The organism is Finegoldia sp. BIOML-A2, assembly GCF_009678315.1.
Lineage (GTDB): Bacteria > Bacillota > Clostridia > Tissierellales > Peptoniphilaceae > Finegoldia > Finegoldia magna.
Genome location: NZ_WKZE01000002.1, coordinates 295,357 through 316,327 on the forward strand (window position 1 = coordinate 295,357; position 20,971 = coordinate 316,327).

The 20,971-nt window shown below is 30.0% G+C and carries 23 protein-coding genes, 4 tRNA genes and 1 other annotated feature; of the genes, 3 read left to right on the forward strand and 24 right to left on the reverse strand.

The window, feature by feature from the left end:
* Positions 1–17 precede the first annotated feature (17 nt).
* Positions 18–104: transfer RNA gene (locus GKF99_RS03480), tRNA-Leu, on the forward strand.
* Between the two features lie 270 nt (positions 105–374).
* Here GKF99_RS03480 and GKF99_RS03485 read toward each other — a convergent pair.
* From GKF99_RS03485 to GKF99_RS03500, 4 genes are all read right to left on the reverse strand, one after another.
* Positions 375–458 (reverse strand) — tRNA-Leu (locus GKF99_RS03485).
* 3 nt (positions 459–461) lie between these two features.
* A tRNA-His gene (locus tag GKF99_RS03490) sits at positions 462–538 on the reverse strand.
* A gap of 125 nt (positions 539–663) precedes the next feature.
* Positions 664–1,353, reverse strand: coding sequence for a thermonuclease family protein (locus GKF99_RS03495; RefSeq protein ID WP_094207047.1), 690 nt, complete (start codon positions 1,351–1,353; stop codon positions 664–666).
* 19 nt (positions 1,354–1,372) lie between these two features.
* A complete protein-coding gene (locus tag GKF99_RS03500; RefSeq protein WP_094207046.1) occupies positions 1,373–2,047 on the reverse strand; it encodes a glucosaminidase domain-containing protein in 675 nt (224 codons plus the stop codon).
* A 116-nt stretch (positions 2,048–2,163) separates the two neighbouring features.
* Here GKF99_RS03500 and GKF99_RS03505 point away from each other — a divergent pair.
* A tRNA-Thr gene (locus GKF99_RS03505) sits at positions 2,164–2,239 on the forward strand.
* 31 nt (positions 2,240–2,270) lie between these two features.
* Positions 2,271–3,158: a DegV family protein gene (locus GKF99_RS03510; RefSeq protein WP_154271163.1), complete on the forward strand. Its 888-nt coding sequence runs from the start codon at positions 2,271–2,273 to the stop codon at positions 3,156–3,158.
* Positions 3,159–3,174: 16 nt separating this feature from the next.
* On the opposite strand, the gene GKF99_RS03515 is transcribed toward GKF99_RS03510, so the two are convergent.
* The 20 genes from GKF99_RS03515 to leuS form a co-directional block, all read right to left on the reverse strand.
* A complete protein-coding gene (locus GKF99_RS03515) occupies positions 3,175–4,098 on the reverse strand; it encodes an RluA family pseudouridine synthase (protein ID WP_154271270.1) in 924 nt (307 codons plus the stop codon).
* Positions 4,095–4,772, reverse strand: a complete 678-nt coding sequence (locus GKF99_RS03520; protein ID WP_094207043.1) for a uracil-DNA glycosylase — start codon at positions 4,770–4,772, stop codon at positions 4,095–4,097. Before GKF99_RS03520 ends, GKF99_RS03515 begins: the two co-directional genes overlap by 4 nt.
* Positions 4,772–5,218: a signal peptidase II gene (gene lspA / locus GKF99_RS03525; RefSeq protein WP_094203541.1), complete on the reverse strand. Its 447-nt coding sequence runs from the start codon at positions 5,216–5,218 to the stop codon at positions 4,772–4,774. Before lspA ends, GKF99_RS03520 begins: the two co-directional genes overlap by 1 nt.
* Before the next feature lie 8 nt (positions 5,219–5,226).
* Positions 5,227–6,003 (reverse strand): YlmH/Sll1252 family protein, encoded by a 777-nt coding sequence (locus GKF99_RS03530; RefSeq protein WP_094207042.1) that lies wholly within the window; start codon positions 6,001–6,003, stop codon positions 5,227–5,229.
* Position 6,004: 1 nt separating this feature from the next.
* A complete protein-coding gene (locus GKF99_RS03535) occupies positions 6,005–6,277 on the reverse strand; it encodes a YggT family protein (RefSeq protein WP_094207041.1) in 273 nt (90 codons plus the stop codon).
* Entirely contained in the window at positions 6,274–6,759 is a 486-nt protein-coding gene (locus GKF99_RS03540) for a cell division protein SepF (protein WP_094203538.1), read from the reverse strand. The genes GKF99_RS03535 and GKF99_RS03540 overlap by 4 nt, the downstream gene beginning before the upstream one ends.
* A gap of 9 nt (positions 6,760–6,768) precedes the next feature.
* Positions 6,769–7,449 carry a YggS family pyridoxal phosphate-dependent enzyme gene (locus GKF99_RS03545; protein WP_094207040.1) on the reverse strand — a complete coding sequence of 227 codons (681 nt, stop codon included), beginning with the start codon at positions 7,447–7,449 and terminating at the stop codon, positions 6,769–6,771.
* On the reverse strand, positions 7,449–8,606 hold the full coding sequence (locus GKF99_RS03550; protein ID WP_094207039.1) for an HlyD family efflux transporter periplasmic adaptor subunit: 1,158 nt from the start codon (positions 8,604–8,606) through the stop codon (positions 7,449–7,451). Before GKF99_RS03550 ends, GKF99_RS03545 begins: the two co-directional genes overlap by 1 nt.
* Before the next feature lie 37 nt (positions 8,607–8,643).
* Positions 8,644–9,870 carry a U32 family peptidase gene (locus GKF99_RS03555; protein ID WP_154271166.1) on the reverse strand — a complete coding sequence of 409 codons (1,227 nt, stop codon included), beginning with the start codon at positions 9,868–9,870 and terminating at the stop codon, positions 8,644–8,646.
* Between the two features lie 46 nt (positions 9,871–9,916).
* On the reverse strand, positions 9,917–10,561 hold the full coding sequence (locus GKF99_RS03560) for an O-methyltransferase (protein WP_094207037.1): 645 nt from the start codon (positions 10,559–10,561) through the stop codon (positions 9,917–9,919).
* Positions 10,554–10,892, reverse strand: a complete 339-nt coding sequence (locus tag GKF99_RS03565) for a YlbF family regulator (RefSeq protein WP_094207036.1) — start codon at positions 10,890–10,892, stop codon at positions 10,554–10,556. Before GKF99_RS03565 ends, GKF99_RS03560 begins: the two co-directional genes overlap by 8 nt.
* 1 nt (position 10,893) lies before the next feature.
* Positions 10,894–12,561 (reverse strand): ribonuclease J, encoded by a 1,668-nt coding sequence (locus GKF99_RS03570; RefSeq protein WP_002836243.1) that lies wholly within the window; start codon positions 12,559–12,561, stop codon positions 10,894–10,896.
* Positions 12,562–13,014 (reverse strand): Fur family transcriptional regulator, encoded by a 453-nt coding sequence (locus GKF99_RS03575; protein ID WP_094203531.1) that lies wholly within the window; start codon positions 13,012–13,014, stop codon positions 12,562–12,564.
* Positions 13,014–13,256 carry a DUF1292 domain-containing protein gene (locus GKF99_RS03580; RefSeq protein ID WP_094203530.1) on the reverse strand — a complete coding sequence of 81 codons (243 nt, stop codon included), beginning with the start codon at positions 13,254–13,256 and terminating at the stop codon, positions 13,014–13,016. The genes GKF99_RS03575 and GKF99_RS03580 overlap by 1 nt, the downstream gene beginning before the upstream one ends.
* A 2-nt stretch (positions 13,257–13,258) precedes the next feature.
* Positions 13,259–13,672 carry a Holliday junction resolvase RuvX gene (gene ruvX / locus GKF99_RS03585; protein ID WP_154271167.1) on the reverse strand — a complete coding sequence of 138 codons (414 nt, stop codon included), beginning with the start codon at positions 13,670–13,672 and terminating at the stop codon, positions 13,259–13,261.
* A 52-nt stretch (positions 13,673–13,724) separates the two neighbouring features.
* Complete coding sequence (locus GKF99_RS03590) at positions 13,725–13,991, reverse strand: IreB family regulatory phosphoprotein (protein WP_094205556.1); 267 nt, start codon at positions 13,989–13,991, stop codon at positions 13,725–13,727.
* A gap of 12 nt (positions 13,992–14,003) precedes the next feature.
* Positions 14,004–16,625, reverse strand: coding sequence for an alanine--tRNA ligase (gene alaS / locus GKF99_RS03595; RefSeq protein ID WP_154272665.1), 2,622 nt, complete (start codon positions 16,623–16,625; stop codon positions 14,004–14,006).
* 10 nt (positions 16,626–16,635) lie between these two features.
* The gene (locus GKF99_RS03600) at positions 16,636–17,823 is read right to left on the reverse strand and encodes an AI-2E family transporter (protein WP_154272666.1); all 1,188 of its coding nucleotides are present in this window, start codon (positions 17,821–17,823) and stop codon (positions 16,636–16,638) included.
* Positions 17,824–17,825: 2 nt separating this feature from the next.
* Positions 17,826–18,233 (reverse strand): Rrf2 family transcriptional regulator, encoded by a 408-nt coding sequence (locus GKF99_RS03605; protein ID WP_002839398.1) that lies wholly within the window; start codon positions 18,231–18,233, stop codon positions 17,826–17,828.
* A gap of 106 nt (positions 18,234–18,339) precedes the next feature.
* Entirely contained in the window at positions 18,340–20,748 is a 2,409-nt protein-coding gene (gene leuS / locus GKF99_RS03610; protein ID WP_154272667.1) for a leucine--tRNA ligase, read from the reverse strand.
* A 37-nt stretch (positions 20,749–20,785) separates the two neighbouring features.
* Positions 20,786–20,966, reverse strand: a binding site (T-box leader).
* Positions 20,967–20,971: the final 5 nt, after the last annotated feature.

Consider the following 20,971-nt stretch of genomic DNA (forward strand, 5'->3'; position numbering starts at 1 on the left):
CTATACTTATAAAGTCAGCCGGAGTGATGGAATTGGCAGACGTACTGGACTCAAAATCCAGCGGTGGCAACACCGTGCGGGTTCAAGTCCCGCCTCCGGCACCATATACAAGATAGCTTTAAAAGCTATCTTTTTTTCTTGCAAATTTTAAAACCCAGGTAAAAATTTTTACCTGGGTTATTTTCGTTTTTTTATTAAATAATAGCTAAAATTTCTTAGAGAAATCAAAACACAAAAACTAAAATCATACCAATAAAAATTGTTACGTTTCTTGTTACGTTTTATCATTAAATGTGAAATCAATTAAATTAAATACACAAACAAAAAAGACTCAATTCCAATGATTTAATCATTTGAATTGAGTCGATATAATTTGGTGCAGGAAAGAGGACTTGAACCCCCACGTCAAAGACACTAGATCCTAAGTCTAGCGCGTCTGCCAATTCCGCCATTCCTGCTTATGGGGTGGATGAAGAGATTCGAACTCTCGATCTTCAGTGCCACAAACTGACGCCCTAACCAACTAGGCTACATCCACCATAGCCTCAATTGACTACTTTATAAGTATACCATAATAAGATATGATTGTCAAGCATTTGTAAAATTTATTTCAAGTGAACTTGACTTTATTATTATAGCATCGTGTTTTTGATTTTGCAAGTATTATTTTGAAGATTTTGAAAAACCTTCGTCTTGCGCTTCTTTTTCTGTTACGAAATATTTCTCACCTTTTTTAAAATTGATTTTTACATCTTTGTAACTTTTCTGATTAGGCATGTGATATATTTTCAATCCTTTATTGTTGATATTTCCTTTTATCATTCCTCTACCTTTAGAATCGGTGTATTTTATATATAAATTTGGATCATTTACATAAAAATCTTTCCAGAAGCCTTTTTTATTCTCCCTTGCATATTGTTCGGCTTTTTTTAATCGTTCAGAGTATTTTTGATTGGTTGTCTTAGTGTATAATTTGGCCATTCCTTCTTTTAGTAATTTTTCATTAATAAATTCATCATTTAAGAACAAATAGCCAAGTTTTCTTTCATAGACATCCTGTTTTTCTTCGTCGAATTCTACTCTGACTTTTTTGTTTTCAAGCAAGTTTTTTGTATATTCACTTGCAATTTTACCTTCTTTAACATTGCGACTTTTATCTTCCGCTACACTTTCTGGTGTATCAATTCCTATAAGCCTTACTCTTGTCCTCTGTCCGTCTATATTTAATATAACAGTGTCTCCATCAACAACTCTGACTACTTCGTATAAATTATTTTGATTTTCTGTTTGAATAATTGTGTCACAGCTTGTTAAGGATATTAGTATTAATAATCCTACTAAAAATTTCTTCATGTTTTCCTCTCACTTTTTATTATTTATAGCTTGATAAAATCTTTTCGGCTATTAGTATCATGTGATTATTGACTTTTTCTCCCCAATTCTTATCACTAGCATAATTTTTGTTCATAGCGTAAGAATTGTACCCTTTAAAATACTTCCCATTGTCGCTAAGATACAATATTTTGATTTTTTTGCCTATATCTTGAATTCCTTCATCAAGTGAATCATATTGACTTGCTCCGTTGTAAGGATCAGAGTCAACAGCATTGAATCCAAACAAATTATTCTTGTCCTTTGCTATTCTGCTTTGTCCAAAATCAGATTCATGATTTGCTATAGCTAATAAATACAAGGCGTTCACACCGTATTTCTTTTCTACTTTAATAAATGAATGCGCATTGCCCTTTAAATCAGTGCCTTCTAATGCAACCTCTAACATTCGTTCAGATATTTGAGATTTGTGAGTTGGATAAAACATATTATCTTCTGTAATTTTTAAAGCGCCTACTCTTTTAAATTCAGCCAAATCTTTTTCTATTTTGTTTAGTGTTTTCAACTCACTATCTTCCAATTCACTTCTTTGATAAGTGATTTTGTTAGAAAAAGAAAAATAATTTTCAGAATAATTAATTATTAGACAGGCACAAAATACCAACATAAGCAAGAATATTCCAACTCTTTTTTTTATTAGTTTCTTGTTTTTCATTCTGCCTCCTAGAATATGACTAGTATTTTATCATAATTTTTACAAATTTCCTATTGATTTTCATTATTATAATAATCTTGAATTATTGCACTCTAAAGCTTATAATAAATGTATATGCTGTTGTGGCTCAGTTGGTAGAGCAATTGATTCGTAATCAATAGGTCGGAGGTTCGATCCCTCTCAACAGCACCAATAAAAAAACAATACTTATCTGGAGGTAAGAATGTCTATAAAAATAATCACAGATTCTGCTTGTCAAATAACAGATTCTAATAAAAATGAAAATTTAATAATACTGAATATGCCAGTTATTAGTTCTGATAAAGAATACATAGAAGGTCAAACAATTAATTCTTCAGATATGTTTTCTAGAATGAAAAATGGAGAAGTTTTCAAAACTAGTCAAGTTCCATATAAAACCTACTATGAATCATTTAAAAATGAATTAGAAAGTGGAAATGATGTTATATGCATTACACTATCAAGTGGATTAACTAGCACCTTCCAAACTGCTACAATGGCAATGAATGCATTATTAGAAGAAAACAAAGATTATAAAATAATAGTTAAGGATTCTCTTTGTGCCTGCTCCGGAGAAACTTCTGTCATTAACAAAGTACTAAAGCTTGTAGAATTAAATTATTCGTTCGAAGAATTAAACGAAAAATTGGATGAAATTATCTCCGCACAAGAGCATATTTTTACTGTTACTAACTTAGAGTATTTGTACAGAGGTGGAAGATTATCTAAGACTCAAAAGGTAATGGGATCATTATTGAACATAAGACCTGTAATGAGCGTAGATAAAAATGACGGTAGCTTATATGTTGTAGAAAAAGCGCGTGGCGAAAAGCAAACTTTTATTAAAATGAAAAATTTAATGATTGAAAAATGTAACAACAATGTGAATTTAAATCAAACTCTTTATGTTTGTTACGGAGAAGATGAAGATGAAGCAGATCTCCTTATTGAAAAAATTAAAGAAGATTTTGATTTCAAGAAAATTGTTAAATGTCCTTTAGGGTGTGTAATAGGCGCTCACACTGGACCAAATATGTTAAGTATATATTTCAGTAACAAGGATTTGGGAGAAGAGCTATCAGAAGTATAAAAATAAACCTTCTAAGTTATAACTTAGAAGGTATTTTTGTGTAATCTAGGTTTGTTTTTTTTATAGCTGTGATAAAATCCTGTTTCAAATTTCCAATTACATTGATATTTTCATGAGTATGAGGATGAACAAATTGGAGATTGTATGCGTGTAGAACTTGACTGTCGAAAAGTATTTTTTCTTTTTTCAATCCATATAATTTGTCACCTAAAATCGGATGATGAATATAATTCATATGAACCCTAATTTGGTGAGTTCTGCCCGTTTTGATTTGGACTTTTACAAGGGAATAATCGTCATTATAATCAAGTCTTTCATAATTAGAAATAGACAATTTTCCTTCGTCAGAAATCATCATCTTCTTTCTATCTTTTGGATTTCTAGTCATATATTCTTCAACTGTTCCACATTCATCGATTTTTCCATGAACAATACACAAATAAGTTTTTGTAATTTCGTGATTTTTAATAATCTTCTTTAATTTTAGATGTGTATCGTTGTCTTTTGCAATAATTATTAGTCCGGTAGTATCTTTGTCTAATCTGTGAACAATTCCTCTTCTGTAGTCTCCGTCAACATCACTCAAATTTTCAAAATTATACATCAAATAATTTACCAATGTATCAGAATATATAGTCTCTGTCGGGTGAACTATTATATTTTTGTCTTTATTTATAATCGCAAGATAATCGTCTTCATATACAACATCCAAATCGTATTTTTGCGGTTTTATAGTTTTGTCTGGCTTTTCATACTCCAATTTAATCTTATCGTAAAGATTTAACTTGTAGTTTTTTTTCTGAAATTTTTCATTTACCAGTACTTTTTTTTCATCGATAAGTTTTTGAATTTCACTTCTGGATAATTCAACTTCATTAGCCAAAAAAACATCCAATCTTGAGTTTTGATTAGAATCATCTATTAAAAATTCGTGCATCATATATTTTCTATCTTCCAATCAATAGGTTCAAGCCCGTTATCCTTCAAATAATCGTTAGTTTTTATAAAATGATTGCAACCGAAAAATCCCCTATTTGCAGAAAAAGGAGAAGGATGTGGTGATTCTAATATAAGAGCATTCTTGCTTTTAATTAAATCTTTTTTCATTCTAGCGTTGTTTCCCCACAATATAAATACTATCGGTCTATCAGAATTTCCTAATAATTCGATAATTTTATCAGTTAAAATTTGCCAACCAATTTTGGAATGAGAATTTGGTTTGTTTTCGATTACTGTAAGTGAAGTATTTAATAACAAAACTCCTTGCTTTGCCCATTTCATCAAATATCCATTGTTTGGAATAGGATATCCAAATTCATTTTGCAATTCCTTGTAAATATTGATCAATGAAGGAGGTGTTTTTACATTTGGCTTTACCGAAAAACTAAGTCCATGTGCTTGATTAGGATTGTGATATGGATCTTGACCTAAAATCACAACCTTACAATCTTCAAATGGAACTAATTTCAACGCTTCAAAAATATAATTCATATCAGGATATACTCTGTAATTTTGATAATCGTGTATCAAAACTTCTCTTATTTTTTTATAATAATCCTTGTCCCATTCATCTTTTAATAAATCATCCCAACTATTTCCTATACTAACACTCATTATTTCTGTCCTTTTAAGCTAAATATCACAAGTAAAATACAAGATACTACAACAGCTATATCTGCAACATTAAATACTGGAAAATCGTAATTAAAAGGTAATCTTACAGAAATAAAATCGATGACATAACCTCTGAAAATTCTGTCGATAAGATTTCCCAATGCACCTCCAAGTAATAGCCCGTATATTACTTTTTCAAAACTAACCAAGCTTTTGTAATTCTTAAAAATATATACGATTACAAATCCAATTATTAATAATGTAATTATCATTAAAATAATTTTCTTATTTTCTAGAATTCCAAAAGCCGCTCCTCTATTCTCAAGGTAAGTAAGCTTCAAAAATTTATCAAAAATGATAATATCTCCTTCTTTTAGAGAAATTGCCATATATTTTGTTAAATGATCCAAGCCAATTACCAAAATCATCATTAAAATAGTAACCATTTTTACTCCTAAATGTATTTAATATATTTTATTCTCAATTTGTCTTTTTTTGTGCTTCCCAAATATTCTATAAGCCTGTATCGACCATATCCTCTTATTGAAACAAGAGAATTTTCTTCAACTGATTTGCTTGTATTGGATATTACTTCATAATTAAGCTTGATTTTCTTGTTTTTTATCATAATCTGAGCATCTTTCCTGGAAATATTTGCCATCTCAGAAACCAAGCAATCCAATCTTTCTGAATTAATAATTCCTGTAAATGATTTAAACATTTCTTCATCTTTTTCTATATTTCCTTCAATAATTGATGTCGAAATATTGAACTTTTTTATCTTCGTTAAATTCAAATTCAAAAATTTAATCATCGTATTTGTAGCGCAAAGATAAAATCTTTTATTATGTGTAAAAATATCTCCAATTTTCTCACGATTAATTCCTAAATTCAATACAGCCCCTAAAATATCTCTATGTGTTATTTCCTGATCAGTCTGTATTTCCAAAAGACCAATGTAATCGAACATATTGATATATTCTTCCGAGTAGCAATATCTATCCCACATTATAATAATCTTATTTTCACAATTTACAGGACAATTTGTAACCATATATCCTACATCAGTCTCTGCGTTCAATATTGATGTAGCATACTCTATTTCTTTTGGATTCATAAAATCAGTTGCATAAATAGTTTTTGTCCTTTTAACTGAAATAAGACTATCAATAAATCTATCGATAGTCTTTTTAATTTCTATATCTTGAATGTAATTTAATTCATAACTCATTTTAAACCAATCCTACTATTAACGATCCAATAATTTGAAGAAATATCAATGTGATTAATGGAGACCAGTCTATAATGCCTCTATCAAGTCCAAACATATTTAAAAATCTTTTCGCAGGATACATTATATAATCAGTAATCAAATAAATCGAATCGACTAAGGCATTGTCTCTGGATATGTGAACAAAAGACAATATAACTCTAATAAATATCGACCATTCTATTAGCTTCAAAATGGTTAAGAAAAAATTAACGATACTAAATCCATTTATCATAATTGGAAAAATCCATTATTTTTTGTGATTTGATCCTTAATCTTGCCGTCTATTTCTACTCCTTTTGGAACTAAAACAAAAATATCTTTAGTTACTTTTTGCATTTTACCATCAAGTGAATAAATAGCACCACTAACAAAATCAAATATTCTTTGTTTTACGTCTTTTTCAAGCATTTCAATATTTAATACAGCAACTTCGTTTTTTAATATAACATCAATAACTTTTGGTGCATCATCAAAACTGATAGGTTCGTGAATATTGATTTTAACTCTATTTAAAGGTTTTGATTCCACAGGTTTAGTTGTAGAATTATTCATGCTTACTATATTGTTTTTTGTTTCGTAATTTTGTTTTGGTTCATAATCGTTTGATTCAGCTTCAACATGATCTGAGTCATCATAGTAGTATTCATCATCGTAATATTCGTCGTAATCGTCTTCTACCCCTACTAATTTTTTAAATGAATTCATAAATGACATAATGTCCTCCTAATTGTAATTTCTTTTACCAAAAATAAAGCTTCCAACTCTTACCATATTGGATCCTTCTTCAAGCGCCACTTTGTAGTCGTGGCTCATTCCCATTGATAAGTATTTCATTTCTATATTTTTGTATTCTGTATTTTTTATTTTATCATAAATTTCTCTCATTTTCTTGAAAACCCATCTAATTTCTTCTGGATCTTCTGCAAATGGAGCAATGCTCATCAATCCTTTTACTTTTACAAACTCTGTTTTTTCTATTTCTTCAATAAAAGAATCCAAATCATCAAGATATAAACCAGATTTTTGCTCTTCTTCAGCAACATTTAATTGAATCAAGCAATCTTGTGGTTTATTAATTGCACGAGCTCTTTTTTCTATTTCTTTTAAAACACTCATTCTATCTAATGAATGAATCAAACAAGCTTTTCCTACAACATCTTTTACTTTATTAGATTGCAAGTGACCAATCATATGATAATTAACACAATCTTTTAATTCATCATATTTCCAGCTCATTTCTTGGGGCTTGTTTTCGCCAATATCAGTTACTCCACATTCAATAGCTTCTTTAATTCTGTCAATGTCCACAGTTTTTGTAACCGCAATAAGATGTGGTGTTTCTCCATGAGATGCAAATTTTTTCAAATTTTCATTAACTTCATTTAGATTGTCTTTTATACTCATTATTTTAAAAGTTCCCCCTCTTTAACAAACTTTGGATTTTTGACAATATAATCGTATAGCTCCAAAGTTTTTACTTTTCTGTTATTAACATCAATCTGTCCATCAGTGCCCGTTGAAACGTAGGCAAATTTATCGTCAGTTTTTAAAACTTTTACAGCTACAAATTTGATAATTCCTGTTTCTTTTTTGATGTAAACGCCTTGTGTAGAATCTTTCGTAATAATTGATTTTTTAGGTATTTTGAATACTTTTGTTTTTTTATCAATCACAGTTATAGGCACAAATCTTTTATTCATTAAATCATTAATACCATCACTCATATCGCATACTATTGTAATGATATTCCCATTTACTTTTATGTCTTTTATATGAGCTGAATAATCGTTTTTGTCAACATTGATTTCAATTTCGTCGTTATTTTTCAAATTTCTATTCAACTTAGAACTTTCCACATCAAATACCAACGATAAATTCATACTATCAACAACTGATAAACCTTGAGTAGTATAATTGTCATCAATATCTCTTAAATAAAAATCATTACCTAGAATACTTGAAGAGTTATATCCTACAAAGTTTTCATAGTTATCAATATTGTTTTTTAACACTCCACTAACTGTGGTCTTAACAGTAGATGATTTTGAGTTTAAAACTTGTTTCAATATCTCTAATTCTTTTTTAGAATGAAAATACTCTTCTTCTGTGATATTCTTTTTCTTATCATATTCAGACAAAAACTTATCATCAAAGTTTCTATTTCTTATAGAATTCGATAGTGTTTCAATATCTGTATCTTTTATCTCAAATTTACTTGTAGTCTTATCGCTGTGATTTATTTCCAAATCGTTCAATTTATCATCTATATATTTCGTACTCATTTGTAAGTTGATGTCTTTCGGTACGTTTATTACATTAGATCCCACAGGATATTTGACATTTTCAGCTGCTTTCGTATCCACATCATTTAAATAAATGTACTCATCTTTTAGAACAAGAGCATTTACATTTATTTCGTTTTTTATTTTGGAAATATCGTTCACAAGATATAGGTTTCGTTTGAATAAAAAACCTAATAAATTGTGAACAATAAATACTAATAATAAAACAGAAATAATTATTATAAAAATTTCTTTTTTGTTAAGTTTTTTCGTTTTCATAATCTGATTATATCATAGTATAATTTACATTCCAAAATTAATTATCGCTCTTTTTTCTCATCATAGAATTCGGTTGAAGTTTTTGATCAATCTTAATTTTAAAAATTTGTTGAGCCTTATTTGCCACTTCAATTTCATTCATTTTTTCGTCATACATTTTTTCAAGCTTTGTTGTAATAAACCCGTCTTCTGGACCAAAAATCTCTACTTCGTCCCCTTCGAAAACTCTATTTCTTTGTTCAAAAGTAGCAATTTTACTTTCTTCATCATAATCTAATAATAACCCTACAAAATCATATTTTCTAATATAAGAAGATGATTCGTACAATTGGTCATTTTCATCAGGTTTTTTTTCAAAAAATCCTGTAGTAAAATCTCTATAAGAAACTTTTTTAATCTCTTCTAAAAGTCTCTTCGCTGTTTGTTCATTAAATTCATTATTATAATACTTGTCAATGGCGATTCTATAGCTTCTAACTACCGTAGCTACATAATATTGACTCTTTACTCTACCTTCTATTTTCAAACTATCAATTCCTGCTGAAATTAATTTATCTAAGTGTTCAATCATACACAAATCTTTTGAATTGAAAATAAAAGTTCCTTTTTCATCTTCTTCGATTGGAAAATATTCTCCAGGTCTTTTTTCTTCAACAAGTCTGTACTTCCATCTACAAGCTTGTGCACAGTCCCCTCTGTTAGCATCTCTTCCTGTCATGTAGTTACTCAATAAACATCTTCCTGAATAAGACATACACATAGCTCCGTGTACAAAACATTCTAATTCAGAATCAGGAATGTTTTTCTTGATGTCTTGAATTTCTTTCAAAGATAATTCACGAGCTAACACAATTCTTTTGATTCCTTGATCCATCCAATATTTTACTGTTCTAAAATTTGTCACAGATGCTTGTGTTGACATGTGAACTTCAATATCTTGATTAATACTTCTAATAATAGAATAAATTCCAGGATCAGAAACAATCAAAGCATCTACATGTATATCGATTAGGCTTTGAATATATTCTTCAATGCCTTCCAAATCATCATTGTGGGCTAATATATTCATTGTTATATATATTTTCTTGCCCCTGCTATGAGCGTATTCCACTGCTTCTTTCATATCATCTAATGTGAAATTTTTAGATGCAGTTCTCAAACCATAGTCAGGGCCTGCCATATACACTGCATCTGCGCCATAATCAATGGCTGTTTTTAATTTATCTAAATCACCTGCTGGTGCTAATAATTCAACTTTTTTCATTTAATCTCCTCAAAAATAGTCGGAAATCATAGACTCCCGACTAATGCTATTTTAATTTAGTTATGCTCATTCCATCATCAATTGGAATTATAGTTGTATCATATTTTGAACTATCAGAAATAATTTCCAAAAATTCTCTTAATCTCTTAACGATTGTTATCTTTCTGTGTCTGTGTTCATAGAATTCTTTTTCGCATACCATCCCTCTGAACAAAACATTGTCGCATACAATAACGGAATTTTTGTTAGATAATCGAACTGCTTCTTCAAAATATTTTATATATTGTCCTTTCGCGGCATCGATAAATATCAAATCAAATTTTGTATTCATATTTTTCATAACTTCATATCCGTCACCAAATATCAATTCGATATCATCATAACCGTACTTTTTGAAGTTTTTTCTGGCAAAATTTGCATTTTTTTCATAATTTTCGACTGTAGTAATTTTTGCATCAGGACATGTTTTTTTCATAATAATCGAGCTGTAACCAATAGCTGTCCCTATTTCTAAAATAGATTTGGGTTGTTCCATCAGCAAAATCATCTTTAATAGCTGTCTAACTTCTGGTTCAACTATCGGTATATGATTGTTCTTAGCAAATTCTTCTAGTTCTAAAATAGTTTCATCGTTACTTTTTGATAGTTGTCTTAAATAATCTTGTAGTTGTTCATTTACAATGCTATTCATCTTCTAATTTTATGCCACCTTCTAATGCATCGTAGACATCTTTCAAAATCATAGAAAATCTTGCATCTGCTTGTAAATAAGCTGCTATATCGTGATTTGTCATGATAATATTTTGTAAGTTTTGAAGTTTTTGTACATCTTCAGGATTTTCTTTTCCTGTTTGTTGAATTTTTAATTGATACTCAAAAAGATGCTTTTTAAAATCATCTATCATATTTTTGTTAGTTTCATTCTTCTTATAAACTTCTTTATGAAGTTTTTTAAGCTCTTGAAACTCTTGAGAATTGTTCAACATTTGTGCTAATTCTTCAGCTTTTTTCTTATATTCCATATTATACCTCCATTATTACTGGCAATATCATTGGATTTCTCTTAATTTCTTGATACAAGAATTTCTTTAGTGTTTCTCTTATATTGTGTTTAAGAGTAGACCAGTCATATATATTTTTTGTATAACATTCATCTAGGACTTTTTGGACAACAGATTTGCAATCTTCCATTAAATCATTATTTTCTTTAACATATACAAATCCTCTTGAAATGATGTCAGGACCAGCTATAACTTCTTTATTTCTAGCATCTAAAGTAATTACTACAACTATTAGTCCATCTTCTGATAAATGTCTTCTATCTCGTAATACAACATTTCCTACATCGCCTACTCCAAGTCCATCTACTAAAATATTACTTGCAAATTTAGTGTCAACAAGGTTAATACTTTTTCTTGTAAATTCTATAGTATTACCATTATCAGCGATAACTATATCTTTTTCTTTCATTCCAAGATCAAGTGCTAAATTCGCATGACATTTCAAATGTCTCATTTCACCATGAAGTGGAACGAAAAATTTAGGTCTAACTAACGAATGCATCAACTTTAATTCTTCTTGACAAGCGTGTCCACTTACGTGCACATCAGCCAATGAAGAATAAATAACTTTTACTCCCATTTCCATTAATTTATTGATAACTGAGCTAACTTGATTATCATTTCCTGGAATTGGTGTTGCAGATAAAATAACAGTATCTGTTGGATCCAAATGGACTTTTCTATGAGTTCCATTAGCCATTCTTGTCATTGCACTCATAGGCTCCCCTTGAGAACCAGTTGTTAGAAGAACTATTTCGTTTGGACGGTACCTATTGATATCATTTATATCAATAATAGTTTTTTCATTAACTTTAATGTATCCCAACTCACGAGCTACATTAACAGTGTTGATCATTGATCTGCCCGAAAGCGCCACTCTCTTATTGAAATGTTCAGCTGCTGAAATAACTTGTTGAATTCTGTGAACATTAGACGCAAAAGTAGCTACAATTATTCTAGCAGGTGCATCATCAAATAAATTTATAAATGTTTTTCCAACGCTTTTTTCGCTTAAAGTATAGCCTTGTCTTTCAACATTTGTACTATCAGCAAAAAGTGCAAGGACACCCTTGTTTCCAATGGCAGCAATTCTACCAAAATCCATTCTATTGTTATCAATTGGAGTGTAGTCAATTTTAAAATCACCAGTAAAGAACAAAACTCCCACAGGAGTTGTTATAGATAAACTTGCAGCATCAGGAATTGAGTGACATACTTTTACAAATTCTACGCTAAATGCTCCAAGTTTTATTGATTTCTTATAATCAACTGTGTGAAGTGACTTCAAACTTAACTTGTGCTCCAATATTTTGTTTTCTAAAAGTCCCATTGTAAGTTTTGTACCATAAACAGGAACGTCTAATTTTTTTAATACATAAGGAATTGCCCCGATATGATCTTCGTGACCGTGAGTAATTACAATGCCTCTGATTTTTTCCTTGTTTTTTTCTAGATAAGAAATATCTGGGATTACTATATCAACTCCCAACATTTCTTCATCTGGAAATGTCATTCCACAATCCACAACAATAATATCATCTTTGTATTCAATTACTGTCATGTTCTTTCCTATTTCGTTAAGTCCTCCTAGTGGAATAACTTTTAATTTATCAATATTCTTTTTTGCCATTTATTTCTCCTCATTTTTAATTTTTTCTTGGCAATCAGAACATATTCCATAAAACTTTAAATCGTGATTTTGGATATCGAAGTTGTAATCTTTGCTGATTTGCTTTTCGATATCTTCCAATAAATCGTATTTTACTTCGTCAACTTTACCACAATTTGTGCATATTATATGGTGATGATGGTGGTCTTCATCCTCATCAACCAATTCATATCTATATCTTTTATCATCAAAATCTAACTTGTAAACCAAGTTAAGTTCTTCAAAAATTAATAAAGTTCTATAAACCGTAGCTATACCAATTTCCGGATCTTTTTTGCTTACTATTTCGTTCAATTCTTCCGGAGATAGGTGTGAATCCATATTTTCTAACAATGCTTCAAAAATTACTTCTCTTTGCTTAGTAACTTTGTATCCGGCATTGATTAGCCTAGTTTTCAATGTTTCTATGTTCATTATTGCTCCTTTTGTGAATTCATTAGATCTTCGTATATTTCGATAGCATCGTTTAATTCTTGTTCATTTTCTAATCCAATAAATTCAACTTGTTCATCATTTTCAATATATTTCAAAATAACATTCTCACCATTTGATACATCTTCTAATACGCAATAATTATCATCGTCCATACCAAATGTATTGATTATTTTAAATTCTTTTTCATTGTTGTTTTCATCGTATAATTTTATAGTTTCCATAATTATCTTCCCATATCCAAATAAGTTTGCAGAATATAAGTAGCTGCAACACTATCAATTACATCTTTCCTTTTTTTTCTTGAGACATTTTGTTCTATCAGAACTCTTGTAGCACTAACAGTTGTTAGTCTCTCGTCAACATATTCAATATCTAGATCAGTGTGTTTTCTTAGTTCTTTTACAAATGTTTTAACTTTTTTTGCTTGAGGGCCAATAGTATTATTCATATTTTTAGGTAGACCTACTATAATTTTACTGACTTCCTTTTCTTTAATTATATCATTTATGATTTCTATGTCTTCAATCTTGCTTTTTCTATTAATAGTCATCAAAGATTGGGCAGTCAATAAGAATGGATCACTTATGGCGATACCAATAGTTCTATCTCCCACATCAAGTCCAATATATCTTTCCATAATTATTTACATATTTTGAGAGCTGTTACAAGTAACAGCTCTACATTATCCTTTATTTATCTATTTCGTTCAAATAAACTTCTAACATTTCTCCCAATAAATCATCTCGATCTATTTGTCTAATCAAATTTCTCGCATTATTAAAGCTTGTAATGTAAGTAGGATCACCTGATAATATATATCCAATAATTTGATTTTTAGGATCATATCCTTTTTCCTCTAAAGCTTGGTAAACTTTCTTCAAAGTTTCCTTTATTGATTTCTGTTCAAGTTTTGATGCTTCAAATCTAACCGTATGGTTTAAATCCTTACCTTCCATTTTTTGCCTCCTTTAAGCATTAATTTTTGATCTTACTGTTTCAATTCCCTTTTGTAGTGCTTCATCAACTTTAGAGTTATCTTTTGCACCAGCTTGTGCAAAATCTTTACGTCCGCCGCCATTTCCACCGCATACTTTGGCAACTTCTCTTACAATGTCCCCAGCAAATACACCTTTCTTAACTGCTAAGTCCGTAACTAAAGTTATAAATGATACTTTTGATTCATCTGAATTAGCTAGTATTACAACACCATCTTCTAATTTTGATTTAATATTTTCTCCAAAATCTCTAAAAGAATTATTGTCCAACCCACTTAACTCAAATATACAAACTTTTGTGCCGTCAATGTCTACAGCATCCTCAATAACTGAATCAATATTTGAAGATAAATCCTTATTTGTTATATCTTTAAGTTTTTTCTTCAATTCTTTAATTTCTTCAGTGTTCATTTCAATTCTTCTTGTGATTTCATCTTCATTAGTTGCCTTTAACGAATGCTTAACAATATCAATCAAACTATCTCTATCTTTTAAATATTTGTATACTGCGCGACCAGTAATTGCTTCAATTCTTCTGACACCTGCAGCTACACTTGATTCAGAAAGTATTTTCAACATTTGAATGTCACTTGTTGTCTTAACGTGAGTTCCTCCACATAATTCTTTAGAATAATCTCCCATTTGAACAACCCTTACAACATCTTGATACTTATCTTCGAAAAGACCTCTAGCTCCAATTGATTGAGATTGTTCTAATGACATTTCATCAATTTTTACAGGAATACCTAAAGCTATTTTTTCATTGACAATTTGTTCAACTTTTTCTAATTGTTCTTTAGTAACTGCTTCAAAATGTGTAATATCAAATCTTAATCTTTCTCCATCAACATAAGAACCTGCTTGATTAACGTGATCTCCTACAACATCCTTTAATGCTTGATGCAATAAGTGTGTAGCAGAGTGATTTTTCATAATATCTCTTCTATTAAGTTCATCTACTTCGATTGTAACTTTATCGCCTACATTTAAGCTTCCTTCGATAACTTTTACGTAATGCAAGAATACTTTCTTTCCAGTTTTTTTCGTGTCGTAAACTTCAGCTTTGAAATTATCATTATAGATAATTCCCTTATCACCTACTTGACCTCCACCTTCTCCATAGAAAGTTGTACGGTCTAATACTATTATACCCATATCTTCAGCATTTAAATTATTATCATTTTCACCGTAGATTTCGATAACTTCACTTTCATCTTTTAAGGAATCATATCCATCAAATTTTGTTTCAGGAAGTCCTTCGCCATATTTTTTGTCAGAAGACCAACCCATGTTAGATTCATTTCTTGATCCTCTAGCTCTTTGTTTTTGTTCTTCCATTAACTTTTTGAATTCATCTTCATCTACAGTTTTGTTGACTTCACCAACCAATTCCTTAGTTAAATCTATAGGGAATCCATAAGTGTCATATAATTTAAATGCATTTTCTCCACTAAACACATCTGATTCAGTTTCTTTTAGCATAGAATCCAAAATACTCAAACCTAAATCCAAAGTTTCTTGGAATTTCTTTTCTTCAGCATAAGCTATTTTTACAATTCTATCTCTTTCTTCTTTTAATTCAGGATATCCAGATTCATAAACTTTAATGCAAGAATCTATAACTTTTTCTATAAAACTATCGTTTATTCCCAATAATTTTCCGTGTCTACAAGCTCTTCTTATAAGTCTTCTTAGTACATATCCTCTTTGCTCATTACTTGGAATTACACCATCATAAATCAAAAATGTCATAGCACGTACGTGGTCAGCAATAATTCTGATTGATACATCATTTTGATGATTTTCCTTGTATTTTACGCCTGAAATTTCTTCAATAGTTTTGATTATATCCTTTACAAGTCCAATTTCAAAAATATTATCAGCATTTTCCAAAACCATTGTAATTCTTTCAAGACCCATACCAGTATCTATATTTGGATGAGCAATTCTTTCGTATTTTCCATCAGCAGTTTTGTTGAATTGTGTGAATACCAAATTCCATACTTCCAAGAATCTTTCGCCCTCATCACCTGGTTTTGCATCTTCTCTAGGGTCAAATTCAAATCCTCTATCTACGTGAATTTCAGAACATGGTCCACAAGGTCCTTGATCTAGTTCCCAGAAGTTGTCAGCTTTTCCTAATTTAACAACTCTTTCTGGACTAACTCCTACATCATTTACCCAAATATTGTAAGCTTCTTCGTCTTCTTCATATACAGTTATCCACAATATATCTTTTGGTACTTCTAATTCATTTGTCAAGAAGTCCCAAGCCCATGTAATAGCTTCTTTTTTGAAATAATCTCCAAAAGAGAAATTACCAAGCATTTCAAAGAAAGTACCATGTCTTTGAGTCTTTCCTACTTCGTCAATATCAGCTGTTCTGATACATCTTTGTGAAGATGTTGCTCTGTCTTTTTTTAGTTTTTTCTCACCTGTAAAATACTTCTTCAAAGGAGCCATACCAGCATTTATAAGTAGAAGACTTTTATCATCTTGTGGTATAAGAGGAAATGATTTAATAACAAGATGTCCCCTTTCCCCAAAATAATCTAAGAATTTTTTTCTAATTTCATTTAAACCATAATCTTTCATTATAACCTCACTAATTTTTAAAAAACATTTTAATTTTATCCTTAAAATGTAAATATAATATTTTAACTGTAGCAACGAATGGAACTGAAAGTATCATACCTACAACTCCAAACATTCCTCCACCTATAATCAAACTAACAATTACTAACAATGGATTAATGCCAATTTTTGAACCTAATAATTTAGGAGCAAGAATATTATTTTCAACCCATTGAATAGAAACAAATACAATTACTACAACCACCGCTTTTAAAGGGCTGTCCAAAAAAGCCAAGATAAAGGCTGGAGTAACCGCTATAAAAGGACCAATGTATGGAATAATATCGCCAACCATAGTAAGTATTCCAATTATTATCGCAAAATCGACTTTCATAATGATTAAGGCAATTGCAGTCAATACTCCAACGAAAATTGCCATAATTAATCTACCACGAATGAATTCACTGTAAGCTTTATCCATATCAGAACAAATACTCAAAAATTTATCTTTATTTTCATTTGGTATGAATCCCATTATAAAGTCAATGCACTTTTCTTTATCTAATAACATATAAAAACTTACAACTGGAACTAAAACAATTCTGAGTAAATTGCTGAATATATTTCCCGTAACATCTCCAGTTTGGGATAATTTGTCCAGTATAGAAGTTTGGATAGTTCCAAGCTTTTGGTTAATTGTTTGCATTGCATTGGACATAATTTTGCTAATGTTAGGATATTCTTTAAATATTTTATTGTTGATAGCATTTAGTTTCACAGAAATATCCGACATAAAGCCAGGTAAGCTTATTATCATTTTTTTAATTTGTTGTATAGTTTGTGGAACGACAATCATCCCCAATAAAATAATCAAGAGGATTACTATAACGTAAATGATTAAAATAGCTATTGATCTTTTAACTCCTTTTTTTTCAATATATTTTACCAAAGGATTTATAATATATGAAAGCACTATTCCTATCAATAAAGTATTAATTGTATGATATATAATTGGATATTTTGAAAATAAAGCTGCAATTCCCAGCAATATAAGTATTAGTATTGTAGTCTTTTTTATTTTATGAAAATTAAATACAATTTTGTATTTTTCGTCTACTTTACTATTTCCCACAGTAATCAGAAAATAAGTTCCAAAAACCATGAAAATAATAGTTATAAATATTAATGCATTTCGCAAAAATTCAGAATTAATAAGCATATCTATTTCTCTTTGCTAATTAAATCTTGCAAACTCACGTTTTTTATACTGTTAATCATATCATCATGCATTTGAGTCCAAATAAGCCTAGATGGACAAGTGTCTTCTCTTGAACAAAGTCCTGGAACTACAGAGCATTCTGTCACTCCAAAAAACTCTTCTAAACACTCCAAAATTTCAGCTACTGAAATTTCTTTTGGAGATTTTTTCAATAAATAACCACCTTGCACACCTCTAACTGAAATCACCAAATCTTGTTTTTTCAATTCTCGTATAAGTTGTTCTAAATAATTATTACTAAGTCCTGTGGCTTTAGATATTTCATTTAAACTAACAGGATTATCTCCATATTTTTTGCCTAAATATATCATAGCCGCAAGCCCGTATCTTCCTCTAGTAGATAATCTCATAAGCCCTCCTATTTATGATAAATTTTATCATAGTAAAATAGTTGTGTAAATATCCTATTGCAATAATAATAGTAGATTAAGAAAACTCAATCTACTATTACCAAAATTATTTAACAATTATATTAAAAATTCTACCTTTTACATAAATTTTCTTAATAACATTTTTGTTTTCAAGATATTTTGCTACAACATCATCCTTGATAGCTTTTTCAAAAACTTCATCTTCAGAAGCATCTCTACCTATCTCTACAGTTGTTCTAAGCTTACCATTTACTTGTATAGGAAGTTCTATTACATCTAATATCGTCTTTGATTCATCATATTCTGGCCAACTAGCTTCGTGAACATATCCTTCATATCCCATTCTTTGCCAAATTTCTTCTGTTATATGAGGGCAAACAGGATTTAATAATATCAAGAATATCTTATATTGTTCTTTAGAAATTTTATCTAAGTTGTTGAATTCATTCAATAATGTCATAAGTTGAGCGATTGCTGTATTAAATTTTAAATTTTCATAATCTTCACTTACTTTTTTAATAGTTTGATGCGTTAAAGTTTCCATTTTTTCAAAATTAGAATCTTCATCTACTAATTCTTGTGTTCTCCATACTTTATCTAAGAATTTTCTACAACCTTTAACTCCATTTTCAGACCAAGGAGCTGATTTTTCAAAATCTCCAATGAACATTTCATAACATCTCAAAGTATCTGCACCAAAATCTCTGACGATATCATCTGGGTTTACAACATTACCACGAGACTTACTCATTTTTTCGTTGTTGTCACCTAAAATCATTCCATGGCTAGTCCTCTTCATATATGGTTCTTTTGTAGGAACTACTCCAATATCATACAAGAACTTGTGCCAAAATCTTGAATACAATAAGTGAAGTGTAGTGTGTTCCATCCCACCGTTATACCAGTCAACTGGAACATAATAGTCTAAGTTTTCTTTACTTGCTATCGCTTCATCATTATGAGGATCAGTATATCTCAAATAATACCAAGAAGATCCTGCCCATTGTGGCATAGTATCAGTTTCTCTTACAGCATCTCTACCGCATTTTGGACATTTTGTGTGAACAAATTCATCTATATTTGATAGTGGTGATTCTCCATTATCTGTTGGTTCATAATTATCGACCTTAGGCAATGCTAATGGTAAATCTTTTTCTTCCAAAGGAACCCATCCACAATGTTCACAGTAAACCAATGGAATTGGTTCTCCCCAATATCTTTGTCTAGAAAATACCCAGTCTCTCAATTTGTAGTTTGTTTTCTTGTGACCTATTTCTTTTTCTTCAATGTATTCATACATTTTTTCTTTTGCTTCATCTACACTCAACCCATTTAAAAACTCAGAATTAATAAGATTTCCTTCATTCGTTTCAGTGAACGCAGAATTTTCTATGTCAGATCCTTCAATTACAGGGATCATTTCAATGTTGAATTTTTTAGCGAATTCGTAGTCTCTGTCATCGTGCGCTGGAACTGCCATAATAGCACCTGTTCCATAAGTCATCAATACATAATCTGATACATAAACAGGAATTTCTTTGTTAGTCAAAGGATTAATCGCTGTTAATCCATCAATTTTATATCCTGTCTTTTCTTTAGATAAATCCGTTCTTTCTAATTCCGATTTCTTAGCAACTTCTTGTCTGTAACTTCTGATTTCTTCGATGTTTTTAATTTGAGCGTTATATTTTTCAATTAAAGGATGATCAACTGAAATAACCATGTAAGTTGCACCAAATATAGTATCTGCTCTTGTTGTAAAAACAGTAATTTTTTCGTCAACTTCTTTTATTGAAAAATTAATTTCTGCACCGTATGATCTTCCAATCCAGTTGATTTGTTGCGATTTTATTCTATCCAAATAATCGACATCTTTTAAATCATCTATAAGTCTATCAGCGTATTCAGTAATCTTAAGCATCCATTGATTCTTAACTTTTCTGATTACTTCACCGCCACATCTTTCGCAGTGACCGTTAATTACTTCTTCATTTGCAAGTCCTGTTTTACATGAAGGACACCAGTTAATCGGCATTTCCTTTTTATAAGCAAGTCCTTTTTTAAACATTTGGATGAAAATCCATTGAGTCCATTTATAATAATCTGGGTCTGTTGTATTTATTTCTCTGTCCCAATCAAAAGAAAAACCTATTGATTGCATTTGTCTTTTGAAATTTTTGATGTTGTTTTCAGTAACAATTTCTGGTCTTATTTTATTTTTAATAGCAAAGTTTTCTGTAGGAAGTCCAAATGCATCCCATCCCATTGGATATAAAACATTATATCCTTGCATTCTTCTTTTTCTTGAAACAATGTCCAATGCAGTGTATGGTCTTGGATGACCTACGTGTAGTCCTTGTCCAGAAGGATAAGGAAACTCTACTAATGCGTAGAATTTTTCTTTTGATTTGTCATCAGAAGTCTTGAAAGTTTTGTTTTCTTCCCAATATTTTTGCCACTTTTTCTCAATTGAATTCGGATTATATCTATCCATTTTTACCTCCAAATAATAAAAAATTCGCCTCTTACAAAGAAGAGACGAAATAAAATTCCGCGGTACCACTCTTATTGGTTAATCCCACTCAAATCTTTAACGCAGATATACGAATATTCTATTAATAAACAAGTTCAATAATCTCAAATATTGATTCGCACCAACCACCAATTCTCTGAAAATTTTTAATTATTTACTACTTTTATTCAAATACTATTATAAA